Source organism: Streptomyces sp. NPDC002785 (assembly GCF_040295565.1).
Classification (GTDB): Bacteria; Actinomycetota; Actinomycetes; order Streptomycetales; family Streptomycetaceae; genus Streptomyces.
The window spans coordinates 1-13,903 of the sequence record NZ_JBEOVN010000187.1; the positions used below are offsets into that span (position 1 = coordinate 1).

Genomic DNA, 13,903 nt, shown 5'->3' on the forward strand with positions numbered 1-13,903 from the left:
GCTGGCGCTGTCGCGGCTGAATCTGTACCAGGCCAGTCCCGTGGCGGTGACCCTCACCGCCACCGAGGGCGGCGGAGTGGTGGTGCGGGTCAGGGGGGTCGTGGACTACCGAACCCACCGGGCCGTGGGGAGCTACCAGGTCACCGGATCCTCCGGGTCCTCCGGAGCTTCCGGGCCCGCCGCCGGGCAGCTCGACCACGGGCTGATCGTCTGGGACAACGGCGGCCTCGGCCTGGCCCCCGCGCCCAAGGGAGACAACAGCCCGGCCTGGCAGCAGGCCGGGCACATCGCTCGCTCGGGCTGGTCCGCGCGCTCCTACACGACCGATCCCCTGGACGCCGGGCTCCAGTTGCTCATCGGGCTGGGCGCGGACCGCCCCGACAACCCACTGCTGCCGAGCAGGACGAGCCCGACATCTACGCCAAGAACCCCGACGGTTCCTACGTCATCCCCGCCACCGCCCACGTGCGCCTCGCCAGCCCCCGCTTCGACGGCGGCGCCCGTATGCTCCGCCGCAGCTACAGCTACGACGACGGCCCGACCGACCGCGGCCTTCTCTTCTGCGCCTTCATGCGCGACCCCGCCCAGTTCACCCGCGTCCAGAACCGCATGGCAGCCCGCGACGCCCTCAACCCGTTCCTCCAACACCGGGCCTCGGCCGTGGCCTACGTCCTGCCCGGCGCCGCACCCGCCGGGACTCTCGGTGAACAGCTCTGGACATGAAGTCCGCCTCGTTCCCTCCTCCCTGCATTCGGCGACCGTCGCCGTGGCCGGCGAGGTCCCGTTCAAGCGGCTGAGGCACGCCATCGCCTGCTTCCCGACCGTCAGCGCACATCTCGCGGCAGCCGGTTCAGCAGCACGGCGAGGAACGCCCGGTCGGTCGGCGTGAACCGCACCCGCTCCCCGCCCAGTTGGCACTCCAGTACTGTGATCTGGTGGCGCAGCGCCAGGATCTCGACGACCTTGTCCCGGTCGAGGCGCCGGCCGACCGTGCCGGGCAACGGGTGTCTGGGGGGGGGTGTCGTCGTGCATCCCGATGTAGGCGTACATGGGTGAGACCCGAGCGACCAGTTCGCCTCGCGCGTACTGCGGCTGGTTCTGGAGGTGAGGGAAGACGTCGCGGCCGACCCCCGTGGCTGCCTTGATGACCTCCCGCCACGTAGTGCCCGGCGCGTACCAGCCGTTGGCCGGGGGAAGTCCGTTCGGGCCGGGTCGTGGCAGATGATCAGCGGCGCGTCACTGCGGGTGCGGCCGTCGGGCCGGACCGTCGCGGAAGAGCACTGGTACGTCGAAGCTGTCGGCGTAGACGAGGGGCGGCGCGTCGGGCGTGTGTGCAGGAATCGCGTAGCCACTGTCGTACTGGACACCACGGTCCCTCCCACCACGAGCCTAAAGTTGCCGGGTAGGGGCCGTTGGGTGTGCAGTGGCGAGACGCTGGCGACGGACGGAGCACACGACTTCCACGCGCACTCCGGACTGCCGCCAGCACCTCGGTCGCGGTGTCGTCGGGGTGTGGTGTCAGTGCCCTGCGGCAGAGTGCCGTGCGTGATCAACGATTTGGACAGCATCGACTGGTCGTCGATGAGCCATGCGTACGGCCCGGCCGTCGACGTTCCGGTGTGGCTCGCCCGCCCGTGTCGACCAGGCGCGTCGGACCGCCTTTCGGAGATCAATTCGGCGAAGACCTCGACATCGCTCCAAAGCCGCGACGGGTAGAAGCTATTGACGGTGCATCAGCAAAAGCGGAGCATGGTCGAGGTGGCACGTGCGGGACGAGCGGCTGGAGACGCGGATGCCCGAGAAGCAGGATCTTGCAGATACGGAAACGGACGGCATCGAGCTCGAACTGTCGGAGCTCGATCTCATGTCGATCGATTCGCTCGACGGTACGGCGCTCGGCCAGGTCCTGTTGGAGATATTCGGCGGTGCGGGCTCCGAGGTAGGGCCACAGTACAGCCATCACAACAGCCACAGCAGCCACAGCAGTTTCAGCAGTTTCAGCTCACACAGTTCCAGTTCGTGGTCCGGTCGTGTCTGACGCGGTCCTGGAATCAGGGACCAGGCCGTTCAAATCCTTCATCTGCAAGGTCGCCTCACGCTGCAACCTCGACTGCGACTACTGCTATGTCTATCGGCACGCCGACCAGTCGTGGCGGTCGCAGCCGACGCGCATGTCCCTGGAGACCGCCGCCCAGCTCGGTCGCCGGATCAACGAGCACGCCCGTGAACACGGCTTGGAACAGGTGGACGTCACCCTCCACGGAGGCGAGCCGCTATTGCTGGGGGTGGACTACCTCCGCGCGCTCTGCGAGGCGGTGACGCGGGCGGCACCGGACGTCAGGCTCCGCTGGAACGGGCAGACCAACGGCACCGCGTACACCGAGGAAGTCCTGGAATTCTGCCGGGAGTGGGACGTCTCCTTCGGGCTGAGCATGGACGGGCCGCGTGCGGCCAACGACCGGCACCGGCTGGACCACGCAGGCAGGTCGTCCTTCGCCCAGGTGGAGCGTTCGATCGAGCTGCTGAGCAGCCGGCGGGCCCAGGGGCTGTGGGGCGGGATCCTCGCCGTGATCGACCTCGAATCGGACCCGGTCGAGACGTACTCCTACTTCCGCTCCTTCGATCCGCCGTCGATCGACTTCCTCCTGCCACTGGGCCATCACGACCTGCGCCCTCCGGGAAAGGAGCGGCTCGACACCACCCCGTACGCGGACTGGCTTCTCGGCGTTTTCGACCTCTGGTACGCGGAACGCCCGCAGCCCGTCAGGATCAGGCGCTTCCGCGACATCATGGCGCTCTATCTGGGGGCTGCGGACAGTTCCGAGGAGTGGGGGCTTCAGCCGGTCGACTTCATCGTGGTCGAGACCAACGGGGAAATACAGGCAGTGGACACCCTGAAGGTCACCTACCCGGGAGCCTGCAAGCTCGGCCTGAACATCGTCGACGACAGTTTCGACGCTGCGCTCAGATCGCCGATGGTGCGCGAACGTCAGGACAAGTGGCGGACCTTGGGAGAGGCCTGCCAGGAATGTGAACTGGTCCGCATCTGCGGGGGCGGCTACTTTCCACACAGATACTCCCGGCGGAACGGATTCCGGCAGGAGTCCGTCTACTGCGCCGATCTGAAGAAGCTCATCCATGCGATCACCGGCACGGCCGGACGGGACTTGCGACGCCTGCGCAGAGGCGTCGAACGCGAGGAGGGGACAGCAGGATGACCGCGACCATCCACCGGCTCGACCGGACCACCATCGCGTCACTGGCTGGTCCCACCGGCTGGACGGGGACCACCCGCGCCGTCTTCGCAACCCGGTACCTGCGCACCCTGGTAGGCATCCGCAGGCTCGCGGCGTTGCTCGCCGAGCAGGCCCCCGGTGCTCTCGCGGAGTCGGGCTTCGAGGCGAGTCTGGAGGCGATCGGCTCCGCCCCGGCCGACGTGCAGAAGCGGGTGCTCAACCACCCCAGCGCGGCGTTCTGGGTGGACGTGGCCTGGAACCTGGTCGGGCGGCGCGCCCCCGAGCGCTTTCCCGAGGTGCATCTCCTGCCCCATCTGCGGGAGTTCAGCCGCTTCGCACTGTCGGCGCTGCTCCTTCGCGGCCACGGGCGGCTGACGGCCGACGTCCGCGCGGACGCCGCAGGGCGGATCAGCCTGCCGGGCTCCGGCCTGGCCCTGGAGGGGACGCCACCATGGGCCCGTACCTCCCTGACCGTGGACAGCGGCCGCCTGACCTGGAGCGGACCGCACCTGCGCGTTCCGCGGCTCACCGGCGGCACGGAACTCAACTGGCTCGACCGGGACTTGAGGCTCGGCGAACGGACCGGGTTCACCTACGCCGAGCCGGACCAGGTCGAGGCGCGGCGCTGGCAGGACGAGCTGAACAGCCACTTCGACCGCATCGGAGCCGTGTGCGCGCCCCTTGCCGAGGAGCTTGCCGGCGGGCTCGCCGTCATCGTCCCGGTCCTGTCCCCGGATCCGTCGCGTGTGCATGTGAGCGGCAGCTTCCGTGAGGCGCCCGGGCTGGTCGCACTGGCGCTGGGAGAGCCGATGGCAACGGCCGAGGCGCTGGTGCACGAGTACGGCCACCAGAAGCTCAACGCCCTACTGCCGCTCGACCCGCTGATCGCCGACGACACCGGCGAGGCCGTCCACTACTCGCCCTGGCGGGACGACGCCAGGCCGCTGAGCGGGTTGCTGCACGCCGTCTACAGTTTCGTGAGCGTCGCCGACTTCTACCAGGCGGTCCTGGACACCCCGGACGCCGGCGGCCTGGACCCGCAGAGCGTTGTGGACCGCGCCTACCGGGTCGTCCGCCAGGTTCGTGACGGGCTGGGCGGACTGCGGGCGGCGGCCGCCCTGACGCCGCTGGGCACCACGTTCGTCGACGCTGTCACCGACCGGATCGAGGCCTGCGACCGGACCCTGCCCCCACCCCCGCCGGCGGAACGCCGTCGCATCGACGCCGAGCGCACCGCGCACCGCGCCCGCTGGGACGAACGGCATCCGGCCCCGGCCGCGCCGGCAGCACCCGCGCGGAAGCCCATGGCGCGGCCTGCCCGGAACGACGCCGCCACTCACGCCACCCTGCGCGCCCTGGGCCTCCCGGACGACTGGGACCCGGGGGCGATCGTCCGCCGGTGGTATCCGGGGGACTCCCTTCTTGAGGCCGTACGCGACCTGCACCGGCTGCGCGGAGGGACGGCGGCAGACGCACTGCCGGACACCGCCCCGGGCGAGGGCCTGATCCCGGACCTCGCGGCGGCACACCTCGCGTACGTGTCCGAGGACTACCGCACCGCCGGCGTGCGCTACGCGGCCTGCGTCAACCACGACCCGCGGAGTCCGTACTTCTGGCAGTGCTACGCCTTCGCGCTCCGCCATCTCGGCCGCCGCGACGAAGCGCTCTACATCCTCACGCACACCGAGGTCCTCATGGCACGGCCGTCCCCGCTCTCCGCCGACCAGGACGTGCGCACGACGGCGCAGGCCCTGGCATGGGGCCTGCGCCTGCCGGACGGAACGGAGCCCGACCGTGCCCCGGTCCGCCCGGTGAACCTGCCGGCGACTGCGGCGGTCGAACGCGAGCTGCGGGCCAGCCGATACTGGGGCCTGGCCGAGGCCACCCGCAGTGGCGCCCAACTCCCCGCGCTGATCGCGGTGGCGAGCGGGCTGAAGCCTGCGATGGACCTGTGGGTCCCGCCCGACGGCTGGCCCGCACTGCGCGCGCTCACCGAGACACTCGGTCTCGTCCACCACGTGGACGCCTGCTTCGACAGGTCGTCGCCGCAGATCGGCCAGGTGCCCCCCGGCCGTCTCACCACCACCCGGGCCGCGTTCGCGCCCGACCTGCGGCCGGGCGCCGAGGCCCACGTCTTCCTCGCCCGCGACCAGGCCGCTCTGGACCGCGTGGTCGGGTCCGGTTGGTACCCGCTGATCGTCGACGGCAAGGTCATCGACAAGCACCGGGCCGACCACGACACGTTCGGCGGGGCCCTCGGCTACCCCGCGTGCTGCCAGGACTTCTTCCGGCAGCGCAACAACTGGAACGACGACAACACCTACTACGCGGCGCTGCGCAACACCCGGGGCAGGCCGTCCCCGCTGTGCAACCCGCACCTCCGGCACACGCTGTACGGCCTGGTCCCGTACATGCCCTGCTCCTATTCGTGCCCCGCCACCATGACGTTCGCCGGCCGCCTCCACGAGGTCATCCGCGCCGAACTCCCGTGCTACGCCGCGGCGATCGAGCAGGCCGTCGCCAAGCCACTGCTGTGCGTCTCCGAGCTCCGGATGTACGGCTTCGAGGGGGAGAGCGTCCACCACGACGACGGCACGGTCACCCTTACCTACTCCGGAGTCGAGTCCCTCTACCCGGTCGAGGACAGCGATCCGCTGTGGGCGCTGCTCCGCGCGGGCGATCGCTGCACCGTCGACGGCAACATCGTCCACGTCTGCCGCGCGGACGTCTACCTCGCGGGCTACGAGGCCCGGGGGGATCGCCACGGCCCGGAGTGCCCGTTCGTCGTCTCCTTCACCTGACCCGGCCGCCTGCTGGGGCTGTGGACCATCCAGAAGTCCGGCTGGAGTACTGAGCTGTGAAGGCCCGGCTCAACCTCGACCGCGTGCAGTCAGTCGCAGGACGCGCGGTAGGTCAGGTGCGGGAACAACTGCTGCCACCGGTCCTCGGGGATGCATGAGGGGTAGGACGTGCAGAGCCTCTCGTAGAGGCCGTCGGTGGCGAAGTCGAGCACATAGGTCGTCTCCGGTGTCCCGCCGGGGGTGCCGGAGTCGGTGACGGCCAGCCATCGGGGGGCCTGCGGTGAGTCTGTCGGCGGCACGAGTACCGCGTCCGCGTTCACCAGCGTGAAGAGCCCGGGGGTGTTCCACTGTCCGTCGCTTCCGATGGACCAGACGCGATAGGGCTCGCTCGTCACTGCGTAGTGGCCGTCGGAGGTCATGCTGATCGACGTGACCTCGCAGTCGAACAGGAGGTCGTGGCCAAAAGCCTCCGGCACGGTCGTACGGCCCAGCCGTGCGAGGAAGCCGACGACGTCGACGACGCGTTCGTCGAGGCGGCCCATGGCGGCGGCCGTGTCAGGCCAGGTAGGGGAGGCGAGGACCGCGTCTCAAACCAGTCCCTCGGGCCCGGTCCGCGTCAGCAGGTCCGCCCACTTCTGGGTGCTGTCCGCGCTGATGCGGGATGCGTTCGCCGCGACAGCCTGCTGGGCCGGCCGGCGACCTGACCGACTTGCTGGACCAGCACGCCCATGCCGACGGCGGCCTGCTGCAGGGCGACGAGCCGGCGAGCCATAACCGGCCGCGGCCACATGTCCCTCAGGGCCCCGATCCGGACGGCTACCTCACGCACCTGTGCCCGCACCCGGACAAGCTCGCGAAGGACGTCGGCCTGGTGAGCCGAGACCGCCCCAGCCACCGCCACCTCGCCGCCGAGCTGTTCCAGGCGCCATCGCCCACGGCCCTGCTCGGCTGTTACAAGACAGCGACAAGGCCCCGATGAACGTCTGCCTCCACTGTGTCGTCGTTTCTAGTGACTACGCCAATCGACACGTAGGTGCCCTTTGGCGCGAAAGGCTTTTCTCACCCTAGAAAGGGGCAGATCTGTGATGGTCTCGAAGCGGCGCTCCCTGCGCACAGCCGTCGTCGGTGTCCTCGGCGCGGCCTCCCTCACCATCGCGGGCTCCGCGATGGCAGCCACCCCGGCCGCGAACGTCGTCGTCGCGCAGAAGGCCGTACCCGCCAAGGCCGGCATCACGGCCAAGCCGTCGGTGTCCTCCATCCGCGCCTGGCAGCTGTTCCGGGTCACGGGCCGGACCACCAATCTCAAGGCGGGCAGCAAGGTGACCCTTCAGCAGAAGCAGCACGGCAAGTGGGTCAGTCTGCCCGCGTCCACGAGCATCTCGCGGAACGGCTCCTACTCGCTCGGCGTCGAGCTCGGGCTGAAAGGCGAGAACGACCTGCGCGTTGTCAGCGGCACCACGGCCTCACCGATCTTCAACGTGACGGTCCGCTGAGACGCGCCGCCGCGGCAGAGATGGGCTGTCGGCACCGGGATGGTCTCATCTGCCCCGGTGCCCACACCGGGGCAATCGGGTGCTCATGTAGAGGCCGTGCCCGGCCGGCTCGCCTCCGCTCGCGCGGAGAGGACGACAAGACCCTCAAGTCCACGGAGGGCAAGTACGGCTCAATTTCATCTTGAAGTCGCTGGTCGCTGGTCGCTGGGCTGGTGTGGGTCGGGGGTGGGGTGCTCGTGCTGGTCGGTGGACCGGTAGCAGGTGATCGTCCGTCAGCTGACTGACCTCGCTGCGACCGCCAACCGGGAGGCGCTGCACCGCTCCCTGGTCGAGTACGCGACCGAGTGGACGGGCCTGGCGCGCGCCGACCGCCCCGACCTGGAGCACGCCGAGGCCCAAGCCGCCGTCCACTGCGTGCTCACGCTGGTCCGTTTCCTCTCCCAGATGCCGGCGCCGCACGGAGACTGGCGCAGACCCTGGTCGACCTCGGACCGCAGACCCTCGGCCTTCGCAGCGCCGGCTGACCGACGGGACTCCCGCCAGGGGCGGGATCTCAGGCCATGCCGATGTGTCGACGAGCGCGACAGGGAAATATGAATAAAACTGGATGGCGTCATCCATCTCGCGCTCCACGTCTGGAGGATGCTTCGTGCTCTCGGACAAGTCCCGGCCAGTCGTCGCTGCCACGCTCCCGGTTGTCGCCGAGCACATCGGTGAGATCGCCCAGCGCTTCTACCGGCACATGTTCAGCGAACATCCGGAGCTTCTGGACGGTGTATTCAACCGCGGTAACCAGGTCCACGGGGACCAGCAGCAGGCGCTGGCCGGTTCGGTGGCGGGGTTTGCGACTACCCTGGTGGAGACCCCGGAGCGGGTACCCGAACACTTGCTCTCCCGGATTGCGCACAAGCACGCGTCCCTCGGCATCCGCCCCGACCAATACCAGGTCGTCCACGACAACCTGATGTGGGCGATCGTCGACGTCCTGGGCGACGCGGTCACCCCGGAGGTCGCCGCGGCCTGGGACGAGGTCTACTGGCTGATGGCCAACGCCCTGATCAACCAGGAACGCGGCCTCTACAGCGCGCGGGGCGTCAGGCCGGAGACGGTGTGGCGGAACTGGCAGGTGGTGCGGAAGGTCCGCGAGACCGCCGACGTCCTCACCTTCGTGGTCAAGCGGACCGACGACCGCCTGGTGAAGAGCTCGCTGCCCGGTCAGTACGTCACGGTGCGGATGCGGATGCCCGACGGGGTGCTCCAGCCGCGCCAGTACAGCCTGACGCGGGCCGACGACGGTGAGCACCGCCAGTTCTCGGTCAAGCGGGTCGGCGGCGACGGCGAGCCCGACGGCGAGATGTCCACGCTCCTGCACGACTCGGTGGGCCTGGGCGACACGCTCACGCTGTCGGTGCCCTACGGCGACGTCGTGCTCGACGACTCCGGGCGGCCGGTCGTGTTTGCCAGCGCAGGTATCGGGATCGCTCCCATGGCCGGGATGCTCTCGCACCTCGTCGCAGCTCAGTCGGGCCTGCAGGTCATCCTCCTGCATGCCGATCTCGACGAGGCGTCATTCGCCCTCCGCCGCCAGGTGGTCAGCGACGTCCTGGCCCTGCAGAACGCGCAGCTCTACGTCTGGTACGAACAGGACACCCGAAGCCACGAGCCGGTGAACGGGGCTTTCCAGGGGCAGATGGACCCCACAGCGGTCGACCTGCCCGAGGACGCCCTGTACTACCTGTGCGGCCCGCTGCCGTTCATGCAGGCCGTACGGAGCCGACTGATCGAGCAGGGCGTCGCACCCCGCGACATCCAGTACGAGGTGTTCGGCCCCGACCTGTGGCAGGCCGACCTGGACTGACCCGGATCCCCGGACCTCGATGGTCACGATTGTCCGGCCGGAAGGGACCGGTGCCGCCGACCGGTGCGAACCACTGAGTTGATTTCATCTTGAAGTCACAGGTCGAGGCTCCCTGGCGCGCGCGAGCGGTGGTCCGGCCCGGGCGCGCGGAGGATGACCGAACGCATCACCGGGTGGTGAACCGAACCCGACCGACGGACACCGTACGTCAGCTCGCGTCGGGAAGGTCGCGCAGGTCGGGGAGATTGAACAGGCGCTGCGCCTGGCGGTCGTTCTTCTCGCGCAGTGCGGCTTCCCAAACCGGTCGCTCGGGGGCGGTGAGGATTCGTCATGACCTCAGCTGCACTTCGTCGGCGCCCGCACGGCCGGATTTATCGGAGATATGCCGCTTCGGGGTGTGTGGCGACGCCGTCAGCACGTATTCCTTCGGGGCGATGGCGCGGGTGCGGTGGCGGAACCGCCAGGTTGGTGCTGGCCAGATGGTGGTGATCCGGCCGGTGCGGTCCTGGTACCAGCCGGAGCAACCGCCTGCGGCCCAGACGGTGGGAGCCATCCGGTTCTGCAGTTCGGTGTTGTGCGCGTGTTGTGCTTCGGCGCGCACTTCCACGGTGCCCAGGCCGCGGTCGCGCATCATCCGCATACAACTGATGAGGTGGTTGATCTGTGACTCGATCATGTAGATGAGGCTGGTGTGTCCCACGCCCGTGTTGGGGCCTGCCATCAGGAACAGGTTGGGGAAGCCCGCGACGGTCGTGCCGAGGTGCGCCTGCGGGCTGGTGAGCGGTCCGGTGCTGGTTCGCAAGTCCCAGCGCAGCCGCCCAGGGGCCCAGGTGGCACGCTGCAGCTCGCAGCCGAGCCGAAGACGGGGCGTCAGGTCGTATCCGTCGACGCAGCGCTTCAGGTACTGCTCGATCTCTTCCTGAGGCGCAAAGCGCCTGCTCCAGGTGGGGTTGGGTGCGAACGAGAACGAGTACAGACGCGAGGGCACGTCGCAGGCGCACCCGGGGTAGGCGTTGTCCCGCCAGGTGCCGCCGACCTCATCGGCCCGCTCCAGTATCAGCAGGTCGCGGTAGCCCTCCTGCAGTAGCCGGATGGCTGTGCCGAGGCCGGCAAATCCCGCCCCGACGATGACGACGGATACGTGACGTTCGGGTGAGGTGCGGCCCGGCCCGATACGTCGATGCCGCGCCGCGACCGGTCCATGGGGGGCCGGATCCGTGCTGTGCGGGTCGGTCATGATCCCCCTCCGGCAATTATTGCTCATTTCCATTACGATCGCATAGTATACGATCGTAATGAAAGTGAGAATGGAGTGCGGGATGAGGATTCTGGCTCTCGGTGGACCCGGGGCGATGGGTGCCGTAGCTGTACGTGTGGCGGCCGGACTCCCCGGCGTCACCGAGATCGTGGTGGCCGACCGGCACCTGGAGGCGGCTCGGACGCTGGTGTGCCGACTTGCCGAGGACGGCACGTGTGGTGCGCCGATGAGGGCGCTCAAGGTGGATGTGACCGACAGCGGCGCCCTGCGAGCCGCTCTGGAGGGCACGGACGTCGTTCTCAACACCGTCGGCCCGTACTACCGCTTCGGCCTGACCGTGCTGCGGGCCGCGATCGCGACCGGGACCCACTACCTGGACATCTGCGACGACTGGGAGCCGACCCTGCAGATGCTCGAACTGGACGAGGAGGCCCGGGACGCCGGCGTCCGCGCCGTGGTGGGAATGGGTGCCAGCCCCGGTGTCAGTAATCTGCTGGCCGCGCGTGCCGTCCGGCAGCTGGACCATGTCCAGGACCTGTACACCGCATGGCCCGTCGACGTCTCCGGTACTGGCGGGGACGACGAGCAGCTGAGCGACCCCGACGGGCGCCCGAGCGCGGCCGCCGTGCACTGGATGGAGCAGATCAGTGGGGAAGCGGCGGTGGTCAGCGGCGGCCGGCTCGTCCACCGGCGGCCACTCCTGCCGGTCGCCCTCTCCGTATCCTCCGGACGCTCCGGCACGGCCTATACCGTCGGCCACCCCGAGCCGGTCACCCTGCACCGCAGCTTCCGACCGGCCGGCGAGGCCGCCAACCTCATGGTCGTCACCCCGGGCACGGTCGCCTACCTCGATGTCCTGCGCCGCGACATCGACGCCGGGAAACTCACCAACGAGACTGCGGCGGCCGATCTGGCCAAGCCCTCGGTGTCCCGCGCGCTGCGGGCCACTGCCGGTGCCATGACCCGTAAGGGGCCCGGGTCACTGCCCCCGTTCTTCGCCACCGCCACGGGCACCCGCGACGGCCGCCGGGTCACCACTCTGGCCCGGCTTGCCGATACGCCCGGTGCCTCGGCGCTGCTCAACGACATGGCGGAGGCGACCGGTCTGCCCCTGGCGCTGGGGCTTGCGCAACTACTGGACGGCAGCGGTGGCCACCTCGGCGTCCACCCGCCGGAGACGGCCATCGACGCCGAACGCTTCTTCCTCGACCTGGCACGCCACGTGCCCGACCTTCCCGGCGACGACGGCCCTCGCGACGGCGTGATCATCGACGTGACCCCGACCGGGTGAAGCGCAACAGGAGAGATGACGTGTCATCAAACGAAGCCACCACTCCTGCCGCCGCGTTCATCGACGTGGCGGGACGTGCCGTCCGCTACACGGCGGCCGGCAGTGGCCCCGCAGTACTCCTCCTGCATGGGCTGGATCGCAGCCTGGGGAACTGGGCACCACTCCAGGCGGTCCTGCCCGACCACCGGCTCATCGCGATCGACGTCCCGGGGTTCGGCCGGTCGCAGCCCCTGCCGGACTGCCGGCTCGCCTCACTGGCTGGGCACGTCGAGCGGGTGCTCGACCGACTCGGCCTCACGTCCGCCGTGCATGTGGTGGGCAATTCCCTCGGTGGGGCCATCGCGATGCAGCTCGCCGCTCATGCCCCCGCGCGCGTGTCCTCACTGGCGCTGCTCAACAGTGCCGGATTCGGCCGCGAGTGCAACGAACTGGTTGCCCCAGTCCGGATCGGGGGCGCCCACAACGATCGGCCTCGCTTCACGGCCCCCGATCAGGACCTGGTCGAGGTAGTCGGCATCACTCTCAGTACCCATGACCGAAGGTACTCTACTTCGTAAACGATCGAATCCATTCCGATCGCTGCTCGATTCAGCATCCTGGTTCAGCCGCCCGGCGCGGCACCTTGATCAACCATCTCGACGACGCTCGAAAGGCCCACCACCCCATGCCTGGAACGGATTCACCCCGCGCTCCGGAACCGGCCGTCCAGGTCCCCACCCGGACACTCGTCGAGGCACTGATCCGCACCGACCACACCGTCGACACCGGCGAGCTCTACGCCATCGCCCCGCTGCTCGGCATGACCGACCAGCAGGTGCGGCTGTGCGTCAAGCGACTGGTCACCGAGGGGCGCTTCACCCAGGAAGGCAGGGGGCGCAAAGCAGTCCTGCGAGCCACCGGCGCCACCGAGCAGACTCTTGGGCCCGACGTCGAGTTCGTCGCACACGCCTTCCGGCAGGACGCGGGCCTCGCACCCTGGGACGGTACCTGGCACCTCGTCGCCTTCGCGGTCCCCGAGACCGCCCGCACCGCACGCGACGCCCTGCGAGCCGCACTCACCCGGCTCGGCGGCGCCGCCGTGCAGGGCGGCCTCTACATCAGCGCCAACGCCTGGGAGCCCTACGTCGAAGACCAAGCCCGTCACCTCGATGTCCTCGACCATCTCACGCTGCTGACCACGGACAACCTGCGCCAGGGCAACGAACGCGACCCCGCCGTACTCGCCCGCAGCCTATGGCCACAGGACGAGATCGCCGACCGCTACCAGAGACTCGCCTCGGTCGCCCGACCGCGGCTCCGCCGACTCCAGGAGGACGCCGACCTCTCCGGCCCTCAGCAGCTGACGATTGCAGTTGAACTGGCCGCCGAGTTCACCCGCGCCATGGAGCCCGACCCACTCCTGCCACCGGAGCTGCTGCCCCAGCCCTGGCCTGGCACCCAGGCCCGTGAACTCGTCGCGCAATGCTGGTCGCTCCTGGACAAGCACACAGAGGAGAGCGAGCGAGTCAGCCTTTTCCAGCTCTACCGTGACGTGATCCGCCCAGCAGCTGCCGACAACTGAGGCCCGCGACGTCGGCTGGCTCAGACAGGCCCTCGGCGTCCGACTCCATCTCCGTTGCTATGCGCCGGCCAGATTCCTGCAGCATGCCGGGCGGGGCGGACTCGGGACCGCGATGCTCCGCACGGCAGCGCGCGCTGCTCCCCGCAGCGCAATGCACTGTCGTCGGGACCGACCCCCGCCCGAGACAGGACTTGGACGGCGTACGCCACCTCGATGTGCTGACCCGCTCGCTGGAAGCAACCAGGGCCGCACTGGGCCGAAGTGGCGATGACACGTTGCTCGCCGTGGGTGGCGACTGCGGCATCGAGCTCGCGCCTGTCGCCCGCGTCGTCGCCCGCCATGCTGCGGATGGAGACGTCCGCGGTGGGGGGCGGGGCCCCGCGGCCCCGCCAGCCCCCCCCCCCC

At 69.5% G+C, this 13,903-nt stretch carries 14 protein-coding genes; 11 read left to right on the forward strand and 3 right to left on the reverse strand.

Features of this window, described 5'->3' with window-relative positions:
* The first annotated feature begins 447 nt into the window (after positions 1–447).
* Positions 448–723, forward strand: a complete 276-nt coding sequence (locus ABTZ94_RS30335; protein ID WP_351205476.1) for a Dyp-type peroxidase — start codon at positions 448–450, stop codon at positions 721–723.
* 101 nt (positions 724–824) lie between these two features.
* Here the strand turns inward: ABTZ94_RS30335 and ABTZ94_RS30340 are convergent, their stop codons facing one another.
* Complete coding sequence (locus tag ABTZ94_RS30340) at positions 825–1,001, reverse strand: hypothetical protein (protein ID WP_351205454.1); 177 nt, start codon at positions 999–1,001, stop codon at positions 825–827.
* A 791-nt stretch (positions 1,002–1,792) separates the two neighbouring features.
* Between ABTZ94_RS30340 and ABTZ94_RS30345 the strand changes: the two genes are divergently transcribed.
* From ABTZ94_RS30345 to ABTZ94_RS30355, 3 genes are read left to right on the forward strand one after another with little or no spacing between them, the layout of a single operon-like run.
* Positions 1,793–2,038, forward strand: coding sequence for a hypothetical protein (locus ABTZ94_RS30345; protein WP_351205456.1), 246 nt, complete (start codon positions 1,793–1,795; stop codon positions 2,036–2,038).
* Positions 2,031–3,218, forward strand: coding sequence for an FxsB family cyclophane-forming radical SAM/SPASM peptide maturase (locus ABTZ94_RS30350; protein WP_351205458.1), 1,188 nt, complete (start codon positions 2,031–2,033; stop codon positions 3,216–3,218). The genes ABTZ94_RS30345 and ABTZ94_RS30350 overlap by 8 nt, the downstream gene beginning before the upstream one ends.
* A complete protein-coding gene (locus ABTZ94_RS30355) occupies positions 3,215–6,037 on the forward strand; it encodes an aKG-HExxH-type peptide beta-hydroxylase (RefSeq protein ID WP_351205460.1) in 2,823 nt (940 codons plus the stop codon). The genes ABTZ94_RS30350 and ABTZ94_RS30355 overlap by 4 nt, the downstream gene beginning before the upstream one ends.
* A gap of 89 nt (positions 6,038–6,126) precedes the next feature.
* Here ABTZ94_RS30355 and ABTZ94_RS30360 read toward each other — a convergent pair whose 3' ends face one another.
* Positions 6,127–6,579: a hypothetical protein gene (locus tag ABTZ94_RS30360; RefSeq protein ID WP_351205462.1), complete on the reverse strand. Its 453-nt coding sequence runs from the start codon at positions 6,577–6,579 to the stop codon at positions 6,127–6,129.
* Between the two features lie 119 nt (positions 6,580–6,698).
* Between ABTZ94_RS30360 and ABTZ94_RS30365 the strand changes: the two genes are divergently transcribed.
* The 4 genes from ABTZ94_RS30365 to ABTZ94_RS30380 all read left to right on the forward strand — a co-directional run bounded on the left by ABTZ94_RS30365 (position 6,699) and on the right by ABTZ94_RS30380 (position 9,388).
* On the forward strand, positions 6,699–7,016 hold the full coding sequence (locus ABTZ94_RS30365) for a hypothetical protein (RefSeq protein WP_351205464.1): 318 nt from the start codon (positions 6,699–6,701) through the stop codon (positions 7,014–7,016).
* A gap of 106 nt (positions 7,017–7,122) precedes the next feature.
* Positions 7,123–7,530 carry a hypothetical protein gene (locus ABTZ94_RS30370; RefSeq protein ID WP_351205478.1) on the forward strand — a complete coding sequence of 136 codons (408 nt, stop codon included), beginning with the start codon at positions 7,123–7,125 and terminating at the stop codon, positions 7,528–7,530.
* Positions 7,531–7,791: 261 nt separating this feature from the next.
* Positions 7,792–8,127, forward strand: coding sequence for a hypothetical protein (locus tag ABTZ94_RS30375; RefSeq protein ID WP_351205466.1), 336 nt, complete (start codon positions 7,792–7,794; stop codon positions 8,125–8,127).
* Between the two features lie 52 nt (positions 8,128–8,179).
* A complete protein-coding gene (locus ABTZ94_RS30380) occupies positions 8,180–9,388 on the forward strand; it encodes a globin domain-containing protein (protein ID WP_351205468.1) in 1,209 nt (402 codons plus the stop codon).
* A gap of 328 nt (positions 9,389–9,716) precedes the next feature.
* Here ABTZ94_RS30380 and ABTZ94_RS30385 read toward each other — a convergent pair whose 3' ends face one another.
* Positions 9,717–10,625: a flavin-containing monooxygenase gene (locus ABTZ94_RS30385; RefSeq protein WP_351205469.1), complete on the reverse strand. Its 909-nt coding sequence runs from the start codon at positions 10,623–10,625 to the stop codon at positions 9,717–9,719.
* Positions 10,626–10,707: 82 nt separating this feature from the next.
* On the opposite strand from ABTZ94_RS30385, the gene ABTZ94_RS30390 reads away from it, so the two are divergent.
* The 3 genes from ABTZ94_RS30390 (at position 10,708) to ABTZ94_RS30400 (ending at position 13,498) form a co-directional block, all read left to right on the forward strand.
* Positions 10,708–11,937 carry a saccharopine dehydrogenase family protein gene (locus ABTZ94_RS30390; protein WP_351205471.1) on the forward strand — a complete coding sequence of 410 codons (1,230 nt, stop codon included), beginning with the start codon at positions 10,708–10,710 and terminating at the stop codon, positions 11,935–11,937.
* Between the two features lie 20 nt (positions 11,938–11,957).
* On the forward strand, positions 11,958–12,494 hold the full coding sequence (locus ABTZ94_RS30395) for an alpha/beta fold hydrolase (RefSeq protein ID WP_351205473.1): 537 nt from the start codon (positions 11,958–11,960) through the stop codon (positions 12,492–12,494).
* A 107-nt stretch (positions 12,495–12,601) separates the two neighbouring features.
* The gene (locus ABTZ94_RS30400) at positions 12,602–13,498 is read left to right on the forward strand and encodes a PaaX family transcriptional regulator C-terminal domain-containing protein (RefSeq protein WP_351205474.1); all 897 of its coding nucleotides are present in this window, start codon (positions 12,602–12,604) and stop codon (positions 13,496–13,498) included.
* Positions 13,499–13,903 lie beyond the last annotated feature (405 nt).

Bases quoted from the DNA above. Each gene is read 5' to 3' on its own strand.
- ABTZ94_RS30345 (WP_351205456.1), top strand. From the start codon at position 1,793: ATGCCCGAGAAGCAGGATCTTGCAGATACGGAAACGGACGGCATCGAG.
- ABTZ94_RS30360 (WP_351205462.1), bottom strand. From the start codon at position 6,579: ATGGGCCGCCTCGACGAACGCGTCGTCGACGTCGTCGGCTTCCTCGCA.
- ABTZ94_RS30365 (WP_351205464.1), top strand. From the start codon at position 6,699: ATGCGTTCGCCGCGACAGCCTGCTGGGCCGGCCGGCGACCTGACCGAC.
- ABTZ94_RS30385 (WP_351205469.1), bottom strand. From the start codon at position 10,625: ATGACCGACCCGCACAGCACGGATCCGGCCCCCCATGGACCGGTCGCG.
- ABTZ94_RS30400 (WP_351205474.1), top strand. From the start codon at position 12,602: ATGCCTGGAACGGATTCACCCCGCGCTCCGGAACCGGCCGTCCAGGTC.
- ABTZ94_RS30370 (WP_351205478.1), top strand. From the start codon at position 7,123: ATGGTCTCGAAGCGGCGCTCCCTGCGCACAGCCGTCGTCGGTGTCCTC.
- ABTZ94_RS30355 (WP_351205460.1), top strand. From the start codon at position 3,215: ATGACCGCGACCATCCACCGGCTCGACCGGACCACCATCGCGTCACTG.
- ABTZ94_RS30390 (WP_351205471.1), top strand. From the start codon at position 10,708: ATGAGGATTCTGGCTCTCGGTGGACCCGGGGCGATGGGTGCCGTAGCT.